At 46.9% G+C, this 16,090-nt stretch carries 15 protein-coding genes; 11 read left to right on the top strand and 4 right to left on the bottom strand.

Annotated features, from left to right (window positions below):
• The first annotated feature begins 632 nt into the window (after positions 1–632).
• The 4 genes from PGW97_RS19760 to PGW97_RS19745 all read left to right on the top strand — a co-directional run bounded on the left by PGW97_RS19760 (position 633) and on the right by PGW97_RS19745 (position 6,713).
• A complete protein-coding gene (locus tag PGW97_RS19760; protein WP_273860521.1) occupies positions 633–1,901 on the top strand; it encodes an O-acetylhomoserine aminocarboxypropyltransferase/cysteine synthase family protein in 1,269 nt (422 codons plus the stop codon).
• Positions 1,902–2,046: 145 nt separating this feature from the next.
• On the top strand, positions 2,047–3,348 hold the full coding sequence (locus PGW97_RS19755; RefSeq protein ID WP_273860520.1) for an endonuclease/exonuclease/phosphatase family protein: 1,302 nt from the start codon (positions 2,047–2,049) through the stop codon (positions 3,346–3,348).
• A 376-nt stretch (positions 3,349–3,724) separates the two neighbouring features.
• A complete protein-coding gene (locus PGW97_RS19750; protein ID WP_273860519.1) occupies positions 3,725–5,650 on the top strand; it encodes a bifunctional metallophosphatase/5'-nucleotidase in 1,926 nt (641 codons plus the stop codon).
• Between the two features lie 421 nt (positions 5,651–6,071).
• The gene (locus tag PGW97_RS19745; RefSeq protein WP_047884300.1) at positions 6,072–6,713 is read left to right on the top strand and encodes a DJ-1/PfpI family protein; all 642 of its coding nucleotides are present in this window, start codon (positions 6,072–6,074) and stop codon (positions 6,711–6,713) included.
• A 77-nt stretch (positions 6,714–6,790) separates the two neighbouring features.
• On the opposite strand, the gene PGW97_RS19740 is transcribed toward PGW97_RS19745, so the two are convergent.
• The 4 genes from PGW97_RS19740 to PGW97_RS19725 all read right to left on the bottom strand — a co-directional run bounded on the left by PGW97_RS19740 (position 6,791) and on the right by PGW97_RS19725 (position 9,200).
• The gene (locus PGW97_RS19740; RefSeq protein ID WP_273860518.1) at positions 6,791–7,141 is read right to left on the bottom strand and encodes a DUF1840 domain-containing protein; all 351 of its coding nucleotides are present in this window, start codon (positions 7,139–7,141) and stop codon (positions 6,791–6,793) included.
• Positions 7,142–7,708 (bottom strand): rhomboid family intramembrane serine protease, encoded by a 567-nt coding sequence (locus tag PGW97_RS19735; protein ID WP_047884302.1) that lies wholly within the window; start codon positions 7,706–7,708, stop codon positions 7,142–7,144. It lies immediately after the preceding gene.
• A 71-nt stretch (positions 7,709–7,779) separates the two neighbouring features.
• A complete protein-coding gene (locus PGW97_RS19730) occupies positions 7,780–8,586 on the bottom strand; it encodes a crotonase/enoyl-CoA hydratase family protein (protein ID WP_273860517.1) in 807 nt (268 codons plus the stop codon).
• A 122-nt stretch (positions 8,587–8,708) separates the two neighbouring features.
• Positions 8,709–9,200: a hypothetical protein gene (locus PGW97_RS19725; RefSeq protein ID WP_047884804.1), complete on the bottom strand. Its 492-nt coding sequence runs from the start codon at positions 9,198–9,200 to the stop codon at positions 8,709–8,711.
• Between the two features lie 559 nt (positions 9,201–9,759).
• Between PGW97_RS19725 and PGW97_RS19720 the strand changes: the two genes are divergently transcribed.
• From PGW97_RS19720 to PGW97_RS19690, 7 genes are all read left to right on the top strand, one after another.
• Positions 9,760–10,290 carry a DUF4136 domain-containing protein gene (locus PGW97_RS19720; protein WP_047884305.1) on the top strand — a complete coding sequence of 177 codons (531 nt, stop codon included), beginning with the start codon at positions 9,760–9,762 and terminating at the stop codon, positions 10,288–10,290.
• Positions 10,291–11,322: 1,032 nt separating this feature from the next.
• Complete coding sequence (locus PGW97_RS19715) at positions 11,323–11,511, top strand: Flp family type IVb pilin (protein ID WP_273860516.1); 189 nt, start codon at positions 11,323–11,325, stop codon at positions 11,509–11,511.
• Positions 11,512–11,577: 66 nt separating this feature from the next.
• On the top strand, positions 11,578–12,081 hold the full coding sequence (locus PGW97_RS19710; protein WP_273860515.1) for an A24 family peptidase: 504 nt from the start codon (positions 11,578–11,580) through the stop codon (positions 12,079–12,081).
• Between the two features lie 31 nt (positions 12,082–12,112).
• A complete protein-coding gene (locus PGW97_RS19705; RefSeq protein ID WP_273860514.1) occupies positions 12,113–13,453 on the top strand; it encodes an AAA family ATPase in 1,341 nt (446 codons plus the stop codon).
• On the top strand, positions 13,440–14,216 hold the full coding sequence (gene cpaB / locus PGW97_RS19700) for a Flp pilus assembly protein CpaB (RefSeq protein WP_047884308.1): 777 nt from the start codon (positions 13,440–13,442) through the stop codon (positions 14,214–14,216). Before PGW97_RS19705 ends, cpaB begins: the two co-directional genes overlap by 14 nt.
• 17 nt (positions 14,217–14,233) lie before the next feature.
• Positions 14,234–15,742, top strand: a complete 1,509-nt coding sequence (locus PGW97_RS19695; RefSeq protein ID WP_273860513.1) for a type II and III secretion system protein family protein — start codon at positions 14,234–14,236, stop codon at positions 15,740–15,742.
• Between the two features lie 43 nt (positions 15,743–15,785).
• Positions 15,786–16,034, top strand: coding sequence for a hypothetical protein (locus PGW97_RS19690; RefSeq protein ID WP_217393173.1), 249 nt, complete (start codon positions 15,786–15,788; stop codon positions 16,032–16,034).
• Positions 16,035–16,090 lie beyond the last annotated feature (56 nt).

Raw genomic sequence — 16,090 nt, 5'->3', positions numbered from 1 at the left:
CACTTACCTACACGAACGTGTAGCAAAGTGAATCTATGAACTTCTGCTTTATTTTGAAAGTACCCGAGTTCATCGAATGAAAATGAAGCTTCAGGCACCGATTTTTATTGTGTGCGGAGATCAGAAACGTTTTATCAAACCGCCAGACCATCGTATGTCATGCACTTAGACTTGTTCAACCGGTAATACAGATGAAAATCTCTCAAAATGTGACAGAAAGGTGTGCAACATATTACGTATACAGGGTACCAGCGAACTAACCCCTGTTTGTCCCTGCATTTTGAATCCTGATACTCGGACTGGTGTACATACTGGCGTCTACCAGCCACTTTTTCATACCCCACAGAAATACTGAATCAACTTATTCGTTAATCAATGTGTGCTTGTTTTCTCTCTTTCTGTACGTATTTACACAGTTTTTTCTGTCGTAATTTCAAATGAACCCAACGGTTTCAGAAGAAAAGAATGATTTTCAAAACCCGTTTATAGGTGCCTGCATTCATAGTACTCTGTGGTAACTGTCTGGGTAAATATTGACACTTCAACGGCTTCTTCTGGATCGATTACCGGAAAGTCTGCCCCGCTACTTATCCAGGCAAACTTGATTTCATGGAAGACCCAAGGACAAGACAATGAAAGACGAAACCCTATCGATTCACTTTGGTTATGAAACTGACCCAACCACAAAAGCGGTTGCGACACCTATCTACCAAACCGTCGCTTACGAGTTCGACAATGCCCAGCACGGTGCTGATCTGTTCAATTTGGAAGTCCCGGGAAATATCTATACCCGAATCATGAACCCAACCAATGATGTGCTGGAAAAGCGCATGGCGGCTCTGGAGGGTGGCATCGCCGCGCTGGCAGTCAGTGCCGGTAGCGCAGCCATCAATTATGCGATTCTGACTCTGGCTGAAGCAGGCGATAATATCGTTTCCACGCCACAGCTGTACGGTGGCACCTATACCCTGTTTGCGCACATGCTGCCGAAGCAAGGTATTGAAGTTCGCTTTGCTAAAGATGACAAACCAGAAAGTCTGGCGGAATTGATTGACGACAAAACCAAGGCCGTTTACTGCGAAAGTATCGGAAACCCGGCAGGGAACATTGTCGATATTGCCCGCATTGCAGAACTGGCCCACCAGCAAGGTGTACCGGTAATTGTCGATAATACCGTGGCTACCCCGGCACTTTGTAAACCCATTCAGTTCGGTGCGGACATTGTGGTCCACTCACTGACTAAGTATGTTGGCGGTCATGGGACGTCCTTAGGCGGCATTATTGTCGATGGCGGTACTTTCCCTTGGCAAAAATACAAAGACCGCTTCCCGGTAATGAACCAGCCTGAGCCGTCATATCACGGGGTGGTTTACACCGAAGCATTTGGTGATGCCGCTTTTATTGGCCGTGCTCGTACCGTTCCGCTACGCAACACCGGGTCAGCATTGTCTCCGATGAACGCCTTTATGCTGCTGCAGGGGCTGGAAACGCTGCCGTTAAGAATGGAACGCCACACCGAAAACGCCCTCAAGGTGGCGGAGTACCTGAAATCACACAATAAAGTCAGTTGGGTGAGTTATGCTGGCTTGCCGGACTCTCCATATTACCCTCTGGCTGAAAAATACATGGCAGGTAAGCCGTCAGCCATTTTGTCGTTTGGGTTGAAAGACGGCTACGAAGCCGGTGTCAGATTCTATGACGCACTGAAAATTTTTAAACGTCTGGTAAATATTGGCGATGCTAAATCACTTGCCTGCCACCCTGCCTCAACGACACACCGTCAGCTGAGTGAAACAGAGCAACGTCAGGCCGGAGTCAGCCCGGAAATGATCCGCCTGTCTGTGGGGATTGAGCATATTGATGACGTTATTGCTGATCTGGAACAAGCGTTGAACGCCTGAGTATCACTCAGCGCTGAACTGTGTCAGTTAGCAGTTAGCAGTTAGCAGTTAGCAGTTAGCAGTTAGCAGTTCAATCTACTGTGCGCTTGACAGTTTATGACAGCCTCTTACAGGATCTTCTGTGTAAGAGGCTGTATTCTTTCAGATGACCCACGTTTCAGATTGCCAACTACCCATCGTAACGACATCAATAGTTACGACAGCAATAATTACGGCACCAATACCAGGAAAAGCGAACCCAAACAAAAACGTTGTTATGTCTAGAGAAACCGAAAATAAACCCACCACATTCAAGATCACCACGTTTAATCTGTGCAATTATGTGGCACCGCCTAATGCCTGTTACCAATTCGACAACATTTACACCGATGAACAATGGCAGAAGAAGCAACGCTGGATTCGTAACTATTTACACACTCATCAGCCAGATGTCATTGGGTTTCAGGAAGTATTCACACCGGACGCACTGGCCACATTAACCCGTGAATTGGGTTATATCTATTTTTGTACCGTGGAGGCGCCCAACTGCACTGAGGAATATATTTATGACAAGCCAGTGGTCGCTTTAGCCTCACGATATCCCATTATTGAATGGTCTGCGGTGCCAACAAACTCACAAACGTCACTGCATCTTGGCCTCAAGCGTGATTTTGCCTTCACCCGTCTTCCGTTGAGAGCCACAGTCGTTCATCCCGTACTGGGTGCCTGTGATATCTATGTCGTTCACCTCAAATCCAAACGCCCTACCATTTTTTCAGGTCTGGAAAATGAACCGGAAATAGAAGACGAATCGATGCTTTTCCAGACAGGTGATGTACTGCCAGAATGGCAACAACAACTTACCGGACAATGGACCTCATCCCTTCAACGCACAGCAGAAGCTGCACAACTGCAGCAGGCCGTATTAGCAAGGAAAAAAGAGACGAGCAATCCTGCCGTGATTATGGGTGATTTCAACGATACCCTTACCGACAGTGCCCTTGGGCAACTGGTGAGTAACGAAGTAAGATTGCCAGCGACGCCTCAACTCAGAGAAAAGCAACTCAAAGAAAAACCAGCCAGAGAAAAACTGGCGCCTTATTTCTTTTACAATAGCTGGTCATTATTTCAGGCATCACGAGATGTATCCGAACAGTTAGCAGCAACAGAACAGTTAGCGGCAACAGAGCAAAGAGTAGCCTCTGAACCGATGGGAACGTCCAAACAAAAAGGCTCAGATGAGGTAGCCAATTCGCGTCAGCCATTTACTTTCTATTACGGTCTGAAAGGCATGGTGCTCGACTATATTTTGTGCTCCGCCGAATTTAACCCGAGCTACACAGAGAGTCTGGCTGAAGTAACCAATTTTAAGGTTTTTGATCGGCACCTGCTCAACCCTTCGTTTGACACCGACGGGCAAAGCACTGACCATGCCGTTGTCATGATCACCATACAGATTCGCGAGTAACATTTCTGTTTACGCGCTTTCAAGTCTTCGCTAATTTGCCCTTAGCACGAGATGGGGTTGTTCTTCACTCCGCTTGAGAATGCTTACGTCGACCGCAATCACTTGATCCTAGCCAGTTTGTATTCTTATCCTTGTGGCCTCATCAACTTTGTAACCTTAATATCTTTGTAACCTCAATATCCTTGTAGCTTTAATTTGCCTGCGCCATTGCCCCATCGTTATCCCATCACGGCGCGATGACTTACCAATGGTGAGTTAAATCCCACAAAGATAAGAATGAAAGCTATTTATTACATATAACAGTGACATACATCTCGAAAATTTTTTACCGGGAAGCGTACTATGCGCACACCCTTTCTATGCAAAACCATGAACAATGAAAAAATCACTTTTAGCCTCCACCATCCTCTTTGCGCTCTGCCAGCCTGCTTTTGCCGCCGACGGTGATCGTGTTGATGTCACCATACTGGGCACCTCTGATATTCACGGTCATTTTATGCCTTGGGATTACGCCTCGGATAAGCTGAACATGCGCGGCAGCCTGAGCCAGATCGCCACCAAGGTAAAATCAATCAGAAATGAACAAGGTAACGTCATTCTGGTTGATGCCGGCGATACCATTCAGGGTAACTTTGTGGAAACCTTCAAAGACGAGAAGGTTGATCCTATGATGCTCGGCTTCAATGAAATGAATTACGATGTCTGGGTGCTGGGAAACCACGAGTTTGATTTTGGTCTGCCGGTACTCAACCGTGCCCTGACCCAGTTTGAAGGCCGATCACTGGCGGGTAATATCAAGCGCCCTGACGGCAACCCTTTCCTTCCTGCTTACACCATCATCGAGAAACAAGGGGTGAAAATAGGCGTGATTGGTATGGATACACCTATGACGCAGGTCTTTGCAGAGGGCACCAACCGTTTGGAAGGCGTAACCTTCACGAACCCTTCGCTGGAAGTTCAGAAAGTTATCCAGAAAATTGATGATAAAGTCGATGCCATTGTTCTGGTTGCACACATGGGGCTGGATAACGAAAACAACCTGGCCGATACCGGCGTAACAGACATTGCTAAGCTCAATCCGGAGCTGGATGCGATTGTGGCCGGTCATATGCACACTCGAATCGACAAAGCCGTAGTGAATGGCGTAATTGTCACCGAGCCAGACAAATATGGTCGAGCGCTGTCACGGATTGATCTTCAGTTTGAAGAGAAAAACGGCAAATTTAGCCTGGTCAACAAAGACAGTTTTACCTATCAAATCGATGGCGTGCATTCAGATGAAAAAATGGAATCGCTGTACGCACCTTATCACAAGCGCCTGCGTGAAAATGCCAATCGGGTAATTGCCAACCTGACCGGAACGGATCTGGTTCCTGAGAATACGATCCGCGGGATCCCGCAGGTACACATTCAGGATACGGGTATCAGCGCATTGTTCCAGGAAGCCAGCATGTACTACGCGCCAAAAGCGAACGTCATTGCTCTGCAGATTGATAACGATCAGGCTGAACTGGATGTTGGTCAGATCAAGGCAAAAGATATCGCTTACAACTACCAGTATGCAGGTGGTGAAATCACGGTTTATCAAATGACGGGCAAAGAGCTGAAAACCTACATGGAATGGTCTGCCGGTTATTTCAACAGTGTAAAAGCGGGGGATGTCACGTACAGCTTTAACCCTGAGCGCCGCGCGTCCAAATACTCCACCAATGATTTCTTTGCCGGCGTCACATACACCATTGATTTGACCGAACCAGCAGGAAAACGCATCAAAAACCTGCAGTTTGCAGACGGAACTGTGATTACTGAAAACACCCCTGTGCGCATTGGTATGAACAGCTACCGTATGGGACACCTGACCAAAGCCGGTGGTGTACTTGAAGGCCGACAATTCCCGGTTCTGTTTGATACAGAGGCAGAATATGGTGAAGAAGACGGAACGATTCGTAACCTGACCATCCGATATCTGACCGAGGTGAAAAAAGGCCAGTATGAAGGAAAGCCAATGCATCGCTGGACACTGAGCGGCCTGCAGGGCTATGACAATGAACGTAAAATTGTTGCACAGCTCATCAATGAAGGAAAAATTGATGTGCCAGCCAGTACGGATGGTCGTTACTCCAATATCGCGTCTATCAATGTTAAAGCGCTGAAATTTGAATCCCCGCAGCAAGCGCAGGCTTATGTCAAAGCACAACAAGCTGAACTGCAACAGGCTGAGCAGGCAAAAGTTCGGGATAAACAAAAGGTGCAGACCATTAAACGCAATATCATCATTGCTGAGGCCATTAATCAGGCCTGAACTAACACCTGATAAAACTAACACCTGATAAAACTAACACCGCATAAAACTAACACCTGATAAATGAGTACGCAGTCCGCGGCTGCCCTGTCCCCTTTCATTTGTTAGCTTCCCTGTAAAAAGGGACCACAAAAAGCCCGCCTGTTGTCTGGCGGGCTTTTTTCTTTGCTGGCCAGTAACCGGGACATTGAAGTAGCAGCGCTGATTTGACTCGTATTCCGAAAAGTCAAAACTCGTATCCCATTTACTTTGACGAATCTACTGTGGCGAAACGGCTGTGGCCAATCAGCTGTGACAGCGTCACCCAACTGCCACTCAACCTGGTTTCTCATTCCTAAACCGCTTTGTCTGACTGGGTATGACAAGCCGCTTCTATCAGGTCTATGCTTATTTTTAAACCCGTATAAGGAGTTAGCGTTTCATGTCAGAGACCCATCAGCAAGACAGGCCACCAAGGTTTACCCTTGCTATCTTGCTGTACAACCAGTTTGATTTGTTACAGGTTTCATCCGTATTGAGCGTGTTCTCTCTCTATCCGGACAACTTCACTATTCAATTGATCTCTGAACATGGTCAGGCTGTGACCAGCCAGCAAGGCTATACCCTGAGCGTAGATCAAAGTTGCTATACGCTGTCAGAATTGTCTGTTCTGTACATTCCGGGCGGAAATGGTGTAGAGCAGCAAGCCATGAACCCACGCCTTTGCGAATGGATAGAAAAACAACACCAACCTGAGCATTATCTGTGCGCATCCTGCACGGGCACGGCCTTACTGGCGAATGCGGGGGTACTGACGAGTAAATCGGCCACCACCAACAAGCGGCTTTACCGTTGGGTGACCGGCTTCGGAGATGAAGTAGACTGGTTTCCTGTTGCCCGCTGGGTGCAGGACGGCAATATATTCACCGCCTCCGGGGGAATCGCCTGCCTGGATATGTCCCTCGCTTTGCTAGCAGAACTGCTTAACGAAGAAACCGCTCGGAAAACGGCGATCAGGCTGGAACACATCTGGCTCAGTGATCCCAGCGATGATCCGTTCGCACCGTTACATATCGTTCAGTAGCCGTTCTTCGTTAAGTCGCTGTTATTCATTAAGTCAAAGCTATTTAGTCAATATGGTTATTCACAAAGAGCCGATATTCAGCCTTCCTGCCACATAACATAACAATTTTCGCGCGCGGCAATCTCAAGCATTTCAATCAACGGGGTCGCCCGTGTATGCAAGCTGACCACAGGTTCGTAGTCCAGTGATCCTACATCATCCACTTCCGTCTCAGGTTGTTGTTTGTCTCCCTGATTTTTCATCGCTTGTTCATCTTGATGAATTTTCTGTGCCGCCGCTTTCAAATTGGCCAGCGCATCCGGTACTTCTTCCGCTTCAAGCGCTCCGGGAATGTTTTCACAGTGTCCCATCATACTCAGCATCTGCCTGGCGACATCGCCAAACATCAGTACATTGCCACAGGCTTTACATTTAAAGGTTACCAGCATTTATCGCTCCTTAAATCGTTTATCACGTTTGGCATACCAGAGACCTGCCAATGCACCGGAAAGCCCGCCAAACAAATGGCTTTCATAGCTTATCCATTCATGCACCGGCACAAATCCCCAAATCATCGAGCCATACAGGAAGATAACAACCACAGCGATCAACAATGCTTTAACGCTGCGATACATAACAGCATAAACCAACAAGTAAGCCCACAGACCATAAATGATCCCACTCAGCCCAATGTGATAATGCATTCGCCCGAAAATCCAGACGCCTAATCCACTCCCCGCCCAGCTGATCATAAAAACGCTGATCAGCCTGGCCAGACCAAACCGTGAAACCAGTAAAGCCAGTACCGAGAAGGAAAGCATATTACTGAGCAGGTGTTGCCAGGAGCCATGCAGGAAGGGATATGCCGCCATACCTGTAAAATGGGTATAGTGACGTGGTAACAAACCGAAGCCAGACAGATAGCCGCCCGTCATGACATTTACAATGTGTGCCACGACACAAATGACGACTATCAACGCAATGAATTTGAACGCGTCCTTATCTTTCTGCTGCATGCAGGCCTCCGGTATCATCCTGAATCATTTCTGTTTTCAGCATACACCGAAACGTCCCTGCCTGATATCACTTACCAGAATGACTGACGTTTTTGATACTCCAGTTCGGGCTGGCTGCGCTGCCGTTTTCCGGCGATAGAGAAATTGCGCCCCAGCAACAACCTAAGCTGGCTGAAGGTTTCATGTGCCAACAAAAAGCGCTCAGAACGGCTCCAGCAGCGATTGGTGGTCAGTTTGATGGCAGCCAGTGCATCCGGAGACTGGGCCTGTAGTGTCTGACACAACAATTGAGCCGCAAGATATGGGTCGTCACTGACTTCTGTAACCAGATTCAGTGATTTTGCCGTCTGGCCATCAATGATTTCGCCCGTCATTGTCAGTTTCAACGCCACATCCTTGGCGACAACCTCACGCAGCGACATTAACCCGGCCATGTCAGGCACCAACCCCCAGCGTACTTCCATGATTGAAAGCTCACTGTCTGGCGTCACGAATCGAAAATCCGCACCCAGTACAATTTGCATTCCGCCACCAAAACACTTGCCTTCAATAACGGCAATAACCGGAAACGGTAACTGCCGCCAGTTTCGAGACACTCGCTGCGCCAGGTTGGCATTGCCGGGCAGCCATTTTGTCAGCAATGACAGGGCTTTCTTTTTTGAGGTTGCGACACTTTTAATGTCCAGCCCGCTGCTGAAATTACCGTCTGCGCCTTGCAGAATCACAGCCCTGACATCACTGCGTTTCTTTAATTGTCGGCTGACGGTATCCAGCTCCTGAAACATTTCCATATCTAGTGCGTTCAGTTTATCCGGGCGATTCAGCGTAACGGTGACAATGCCCTGTGATTCTTCAACCCTTAACCGTGTCCATGCCATCGGGAAAATCCTTTTTATTTCAGTATCCGTTGAGGTTGCATCTGTAAAAGACCATCTGGTCTGTCCAGCATCCTTATAACATTAACACAACATATAACGGTTACCGCAGGGAAAAGACTGATTTAAGACGGTTTCTTGAACCCCATCATCTCGGCAAACAACCGCCATTCAAAAGCAGAGGGAGAAGATATCGGCTCAAGAGTATGTATAACAGCTGCAGGGTCACCGCCGGTACATTGAGCGCCACTGTATTCCATCGTTGCACTAAACAATGGCAACCCGCTTCTGACACCGACACACCACTCACCCTGCATTGCACCGCTGCGAAGTTCGCAGACTTTCTCAATTAAGGACAAATAATCGTCAACAGAACCCACTGATTTATCGAGGCACCACAATCGCTCATAATCGATATAGCCATCTTTGGGGTGAATGACCTTAGACGGAATCACCGCTGTAAAGTCCCACATCCCCGCCCGAGTGGCTTTGACGTATTGTTCTGACAGTGTGGCGACATCCTCACTGGTACTCGGTGTGGGTTTGGAATAGAGATTCCCCATACAGGCTGCAGACAGACTGACTGCCAGCAAAATTATCCAACGTGAAATCTTCATGGGCCACCATTCGAGACGCTGAACAACACCTGTGGCAACGAAATCAGGCTCAATGAGAAAAATTTCATTACGATTCAAGCTCGTTGCCAGAGACATGCATTCATTTCGTTATTCTTTTCATCATAGCGGGGGAATAACAAGAGGGGAAATGACAGGTGAGGAAATGACTAATGAGTGGTGACACGTACTCATTATGCGTCTTAATCAGACCAGCAATTGACTCCGCAATGTCTCTCAGACTTGCAACCCAATAAACTGAAGATCAGCTACGCTTTTATTGATGAACTCAATAGTTGTAAGAGCAGGTTATGTATTTAGATACACATAGTCGATTGCTGATTGCCGATACGGCAGAGATTCTACAGGCGTTTATTGAGAACGGACTCCACCATGAGTACCAGATCTATTGCCAGTTTCCCCACTGTATCCAAATGGATGTAATAATAGGCAGACACCTCCCACTATCGATTGAGTTCAATGACGGAACCGTTATCTCAGAACCTTCGAAATAGCGAACAGTCTGGGATAATGATGCTCAATTGACTCACAGGTAATTCTTATGCGTATTACCCTGACCGTATTAGCGCTTTCATCATTGCTTGCCGCCTGTAGCGCCGATGTTTCAAGAGACTACAATACTGCCGCCAATTACAGTCGTTACCAAACTTATACCTTTTCTAAAGAGCCGCAGAACGATGCCATTTCTCTTGATGCAGCACGAGTACAGGATGCGATCTCTACCCAGTTATACAGCAAAGGGATGAAGCAAGTGGACAGCAACGCTGATTTAACTGTCCGACATGCGATTGTCGAGCAAACTGACTACCGCTCTTACGGTACCAGCCTCGGTTTCGGGTATGGGTACGGTTTAAGCCACAGCCATTTAGGTGTAGCCTACACTACCCCCACACAGATTCGTGAATATCGGTATGGCAAGCTGGTGGTTGAGCTGATTGACAATAAGAGCAACCAGGTTGTGTGGCGCGCGACTTCACAACGAAAACTGACCGAAACCATGACACCGAGTTCTCGGCGCAGCTTCATCGATGGCCAGATTAATGAGATGTTCAAAGGCTACCCGCCCAATTAACACTGAAAATGTCGTTAAAGAAATAGTTTAAAGCCGTGAAAGTCACGGTTTGAATAATGCCTGGGTTTTAAGCTGAGTTTCCAGTCTGAGCAAAAGAAACTGAGTTCAGAGGATCGGGTTAAAGGAGTTCGCTGTAATAGATCGTATTTAAAACATTGCCGTGTTCATCAATCACGCATCGCCCTCCTTTGCCTTTCAGTGACACCTGATGCTCACTTCTTCTATTGCTATTGCTATTGCTACTGCTACTGCTACTGCTACTGCTACTGCTACTGCTACTGCTACTGCTACTGCTACTGCTACTGCTACTGCTACTGCTACTGCTACTGCTACACAAGCATTGCGCATACAGACACTCAGAACAACGATTCTGATCATACCTACACCAAGCCCACTACATTGACAAAGAATGATAGGCAAAAAGCATGGGCAAAGCCCTGACATCTAACACTGGGTTATTGATGCCGAATGGCGAGAGAACAACGCACGATGTTATCGCCAGAAGCTAACGTTTGTGGCTAACGTCATAAGCGAGCATCCGACGCTGTCACTTTATAGCTGTCACTTTATAGCTGTCATTCAAAGCTATCATCAACAAGGCCTCGTCAGCAAAATCGCTTTCTAAAGACCACACCGCGATGCCTTTTATTTAAGGCACGCATGTACAACAAAGCAACCAACCTATTAAAACATCATTAATATTATATTTATCACTAATGTTAATAATAACAATTCTCAAATGTTAAATTTAAAAACCGCCCTGCCGTAGGCAAAAAACATCCGTATTAATTTGTCAAGAATCAGCCATGAGGATATCCATAAAGTCTCAACATCGGACACTTTTTCAAAAAAATTTTCAACCATAAAAGTCATGTTTATTCATAATGTTATCACTAGAGAGAAAGTGTCTGACTTTAAAAACATTCCGAATTGACATTTTTCAGCTTGAGGTTTTATGACATCTGTCTAAATTTAAATTGTCTTTTGACACAAATGCTTTACACAAAATACTTTCATTCGAGGAGTGGTCTAATGAAATCGGTTAAAGAACTTTTTATCGAATTTTGTCGTGATGAAGAAGGATTAACCACAGTAGAATATGCAGTAGCGGGTTCACTGGTCGCTGCGGCAGTTGTAACCGCTTTTGATGATTTAGGAACAGCTGTTGGTGGTGTAATTGATGGGCTAACAGACACATTAAATGGAACACCTGAAGAATAATAGAAGTATTATCTCCCCCAAAAAAAATAAAGTAAAAACTATAATATTTTAAGCAGTGGATAAATTATGAACCTCTTTATCATTGGTCTTGTCACCTATGCTGCATTTTTTGATTTGATGTATTGTAAAATACCAAACAAATCAATTATTGCTATCCTCATCCTTGGGTTAACACAAGCCACACTGAATATAACAGAGACTCATAACCTTATTCCGGTGCCACTCTTTCAAACCCTGCTCGGTTTTGCTGTTGGTTTGTTTATCTGCATACCGTTTTACGCGTTAGGTATGTTTGGTGCCGGGGATGCTAAACTTTTAGCATCTCTCGGTATCATCATCGGTTATCCGAACATTATTCATTTAATCGCAATCACTCTGGTTTTCTCTGGCCTCATTTGCTTGCTACGTCTCGCCTGCTCTGGTGAATTATTACCCTTTATCAAACGCTGGATTCAATCATTTCAGCATGGGGTGTATATTCGACCTAGTCAGCTATCAGTAGCAGCCAGTGGTATGCCTATGGGTGGTGCAATATTATTAGCAACAACCTATTACTATCTTTATATATAACGCTTTCATTTAATATACAGGGGTACGTATTATGGACACGTTTGCGTCCTGTCTCTCTGAAAATAAAGCATCAGATAATCAGGCACAACTCACCAACAAACCTATTTCAATTAAAGAAAGTGGCATACCCAGTAAAGTAATTGAAAGCTTGTTGCTTAAGTATCTCATGCAATCAACGGATGAAGATACCATTACACTTTCACATAAATTAGGTTTAACCGGTAATATTGTTGATCCTGTTTTACAAAAACTGAAATCAGAAGCATTAATAGAAATATGCTCAGACGGAAAATATAGCCGTTCTTTGCGCTATAGCCTGACAGTACGTGGGCGACAAATTGCACAGCACGAATTACAACGGGATGGATATATTGGCCCTGCCCCGATATCATTAACACACTACCAGTCCCTGGTATTGAATCAATCTACCAGCAAGGAACGAGTAACACCTGAATTACTCCGTTCAGGGTTAAATCAACTTGTTCTTCCTGAAAATATTATTTTTAAAGTCGGGCCTGCGCTAAACTCGGGCAGAGCCATATTTATATATGGCCTGCCCGGCACCGGGAAAACTTACGTTTCAAGACGGCTGGTGTCTTTATTCAACAACGACATTTTTATTCCTTACTCCGTTTGCGTCGGAAATCAAATCATTCAGGTATATGACCCGATTTTGCACAAGGCGGTTCATACATCGACCGCGGCAACAATGCGCCTTGATGAAGGCCATGATGAACGTTTGATCCGGTGCAAACGGCCTGAGGTCGTTGTAGGCGGTGAACTCACGGCAGAAATGCTGGAAATTACGTTTGATGCTACTCACCGTATAAACCGTGCGCCGTTACAAATGAAAGCTAACAACGGTATTTTGCTGATTGACGACTTAGGACGCCAGAAAGTGGCAGTAGATGCCATTCTTAACCGTTGGATCATTCCACTGGAAGAGCGGATTGATTATCTGGCAACAGCATCCGGGGAACATTTTGATATTCCGTTTGAACAGATACTTGTCTTTTCATCCAATATTCATCCTGCCAAATTGGCTGACGATGCCTTTTTACGCCGTATCGGTTACAAAATCGAATTTGGCCCCATCAGCCGGGAAGATTATTGCCAACTCTGGCAGCAACACTGTCAGCAATTCGGCTTATCGACCAGCACTGAAACGCTGAACTTCGTGATTAATACGTTACATCAGCGTCAACATATCCCTTTGTTGCCCTGCTATCCACGGGATTTGGTGTCAATGTGCCATAACCAAATTCAATTTACTGAACAATCGCCCGTTATTGACCAGTCGCTGATCGAGCTGGTCTGGCATTGTTATTTTGTCGACGATCAGTCAACCGGAGTTAACCATGACGAAAGGTAAAATCCTCATCATGCTTGTGATCTCCCTTTCCATGGGGGTTGGTGCACTGATTATGGCCAACAAATGGATCAGGCAACAGCAAGCCACGTTACCCGCGCAAACCAGTCAGCCCACGGTGCAGGTTGAAGTGATTAAGCCCGAACCTAAAGTCTCCAGGGTCGTCGCCCAGCAAGATATTCCACTGGGGACGCAACTGGAAGCAAAGCACCTGAAATTGGCCTATTACCCAGAAGAACTGGTTCAAGGTACCGGATTTGAAACCACGGAACAGGTTATCGGACTGATTGCCCGCAATGAAATTTTTGCCGGTGACATCCTGCGCCAGGAACGCATTGTGACTCCCGGTGAAGGCACCACCCTGGCTGCCCTGATTTCACCCAATATGCGGGCTGTGACAATCCGGGTCAACGACGTTATCGGTGTCGCAGGCTTCCTGCTGCCGGGTGACTTTGTTGATGTCATTTACGCCCAAGAAAAAATCGGGCAGGCACGCACTGTACTGAAGAAAATCAAGATTCTGGCCGTTGACCAGACGGCAAGAACCGATGACTCCAAACCTATCATCGTACGCGCGGTCACACTGGAGCTTACCCCGAAACAAGCGGAATCGCTGATCACAGCGAAATCCAAAGGTGAGCTGCAATTGTCACTGCGAAATCCGAATGATCCGATGGAAAAACCGTCCCGCATCTACCCGCGCACCAACCAGAGTGTGACTGTCATTAAAGGGACAGACACCAGCCGGGTTAATGTCCGCATATAGCAAAAGGAGCTGATGGTATGAAAACGCCCATTGCTAGTTTATCCCTTTCCATCGTCAGCTGTGTCGTGCTGTTGTTTGGAATCTGTTTCAGTACACAGACGTTTGCCGCGCGCACTCAGTCAATTACTGTGCCACAGAATAAGTCACGTCTGGTGACCATTCCCGGCAGCGCACGGCGAATTTCGGTGGGTAATCCTGACGTCGCCGATATTCTCATCATGCGATCGAACAGCATTTACGTACTGGGTAAACAGAAAGGCACAACCAATGTCATCATCTGGGACAACCAGGGCAAGCTGATCACGGTATTGGATGTGGAAGTGACCCACGATTTAAACGCCCTAAAAGCCAAACTCTACGAGTTTTTGCCTGAAGAGCGCATTTCGGTGTACACCAGTCAGGACAGACTGGTGCTCAGCGGAGATGTATCCAGCGCAGAACGCATCGCGATGGCTGAGGAAATTGCCAGCACCTATACCGGCAAAAACGCAGGCGTTATCAATATGATGAAAGTCGGCGGATCACACCAGATCATGCTAGAAGTAACGGTTGCAGAAGTACAGCGCTCGCTGGTCAGAGAGTTTGATTCGAAATTCATCTTTGCCCGGAACGGCAGTAACTGGACCTGGGGTGGCGTTAACGGCGGCGCCAGTTTCCCGGACGCCATTTCCGACAGCGGCACGCGCTTTCCGGTTTTTGATAGCAGTAACGGAGGCGTCATTGGCCCGGTCATTGATGAAATTGCGCCAAATCCGTTGAATATTGATGACAACGGTCTGTTTGCCAGCTTTATGAGTGGTAATACCCTCTTTACGGCGGCCTTCAATATTGCCAAAACAAACGGTCTGGCCAAGGTACTGGCAGAGCCTACCCTGACAGCTCTGAGCGGTGAAAAAGCAGAGTTCCTTTCCGGTGGCGAATTTCCGGTACCTGTACCTAACAATGAAAATGTGACCATTGAATTCAAGGAATTCGGGGTAGGTCTGCAGTTCATCCCTACCGTTTCTTCGGCTGACAACATTAACCTGGCTCTGAATATCGAGGTCAGTGAAATTGCCAATCAAAATGCCGTTACCGTCACTCCATCAGGTTCCGGCACCCAGTTTTTTGTCCCTTCTCTGACGAAACGCAGCGCCAAAACCACCGTTTCTCTGGGCAATGGTCAAACAATCGGCATTGCAGGCCTGCTGAATGAAAGTGTTACCGATGTGGTCGACCGCTTACCCGGCCTCGGGGACATCCCTATCATCGGCCAGCTTTTCCGCAGCCAGGCGTTTCGCAAGGGCGAAACCGAGCTCGTCATTCTGGTGACCCCTCGCCTTGCTAAACCCGTACGCCGTCAGGATGTCTCCCTGCCCACTGATAACTTTGTTGAACCGAACGACTGGGAATACTACCTGCTGGGGCGTATGAGTGAACTCAAAGCCAAAGCACCAAACAGCTACAGTACCTACTCGACTCAGGCATCGGCACCGATTCCTTCTGTCGTTGCTGGTACCGAAGGCAAATTTGGCCACAGCCTCTGATAACCCATGTTTGTAATGGCCGAAAAATGTAATGGGAGGAAACATGAAGTATCTGATTATCACCGCCCTGACGGTAGGTATGACCGGCACGGTACTGGCGGAAGATATCCCGCTGGGCCAGAGTCGAAATCGCCTGATACAGCTACAAACCATCGATCCGGCAGCAGAAAACCGTATTCCACTGAGTTCGCCCGGTTTTAGCGGCAAAAAAGCCGTCAAATCAATGAAATCTGAAGAAAGCGGTAAACAGCAGGAAAGCGTTAAGCGGCAAGATTTAATTGCCAAAAACTAAACGCTGCCTGGCTCTTGTTGTTGATTCTGATAGCTGGCTCTGATGGCCGGCACTGA

It is taken from the genome of Photobacterium sp. GSS17, from assembly GCF_028621875.1.
GTDB lineage: Bacteria > Pseudomonadota > Gammaproteobacteria > Enterobacterales > Vibrionaceae > Photobacterium > Photobacterium ganghwense.
The sequence above is the reverse complement of the archived record's forward strand: the minus strand, read 5'-3'. Positions and strand labels throughout refer to the sequence as shown.

Excerpts from the sequence above, each read along its gene's own strand:
- PGW97_RS19730 (WP_273860517.1), bottom strand. The coding sequence starts at position 8,586 with ATGGCATGGACACGGTTAAGGGTTGAAGAATCACAGGGCATTGTCACC.
- PGW97_RS19760 (WP_273860521.1), top strand. The coding sequence starts at position 633 with ATGAAAGACGAAACCCTATCGATTCACTTTGGTTATGAAACTGACCCA.
- PGW97_RS19740 (WP_273860518.1), bottom strand. The coding sequence starts at position 7,141 with ATGCTGGTAACCTTTAAATGTAAAGCCTGTGGCAATGTACTGATGTTT.
- PGW97_RS19695 (WP_273860513.1), top strand. The coding sequence starts at position 14,234 with ATGAAAACGCCCATTGCTAGTTTATCCCTTTCCATCGTCAGCTGTGTC.
- PGW97_RS19690 (WP_217393173.1), top strand. The coding sequence starts at position 15,786 with ATGAAGTATCTGATTATCACCGCCCTGACGGTAGGTATGACCGGCACG.
- PGW97_RS19725 (WP_047884804.1), bottom strand. The coding sequence starts at position 9,200 with ATGAAGATTTCACGTTGGATAATTTTGCTGGCAGTCAGTCTGTCTGCA.
- PGW97_RS19750 (WP_273860519.1), top strand. The coding sequence starts at position 3,725 with ATGAAAAAATCACTTTTAGCCTCCACCATCCTCTTTGCGCTCTGCCAG.
- PGW97_RS19755 (WP_273860520.1), top strand. The coding sequence starts at position 2,047 with ATGACCCACGTTTCAGATTGCCAACTACCCATCGTAACGACATCAATA.
- PGW97_RS19720 (WP_047884305.1), top strand. The coding sequence starts at position 9,760 with ATGCGTATTACCCTGACCGTATTAGCGCTTTCATCATTGCTTGCCGCC.
- cpaB (WP_047884308.1), top strand. The coding sequence starts at position 13,440 with ATGACGAAAGGTAAAATCCTCATCATGCTTGTGATCTCCCTTTCCATG.
- PGW97_RS19735 (WP_047884302.1), bottom strand. The coding sequence starts at position 7,708 with ATGCAGCAGAAAGATAAGGACGCGTTCAAATTCATTGCGTTGATAGTC.
- PGW97_RS19715 (WP_273860516.1), top strand. The coding sequence starts at position 11,323 with ATGAAATCGGTTAAAGAACTTTTTATCGAATTTTGTCGTGATGAAGAA.
- PGW97_RS19745 (WP_047884300.1), top strand. The coding sequence starts at position 6,072 with ATGTCAGAGACCCATCAGCAAGACAGGCCACCAAGGTTTACCCTTGCT.
- PGW97_RS19705 (WP_273860514.1), top strand. The coding sequence starts at position 12,113 with ATGGACACGTTTGCGTCCTGTCTCTCTGAAAATAAAGCATCAGATAAT.
- PGW97_RS19710 (WP_273860515.1), top strand. The coding sequence starts at position 11,578 with ATGAACCTCTTTATCATTGGTCTTGTCACCTATGCTGCATTTTTTGAT.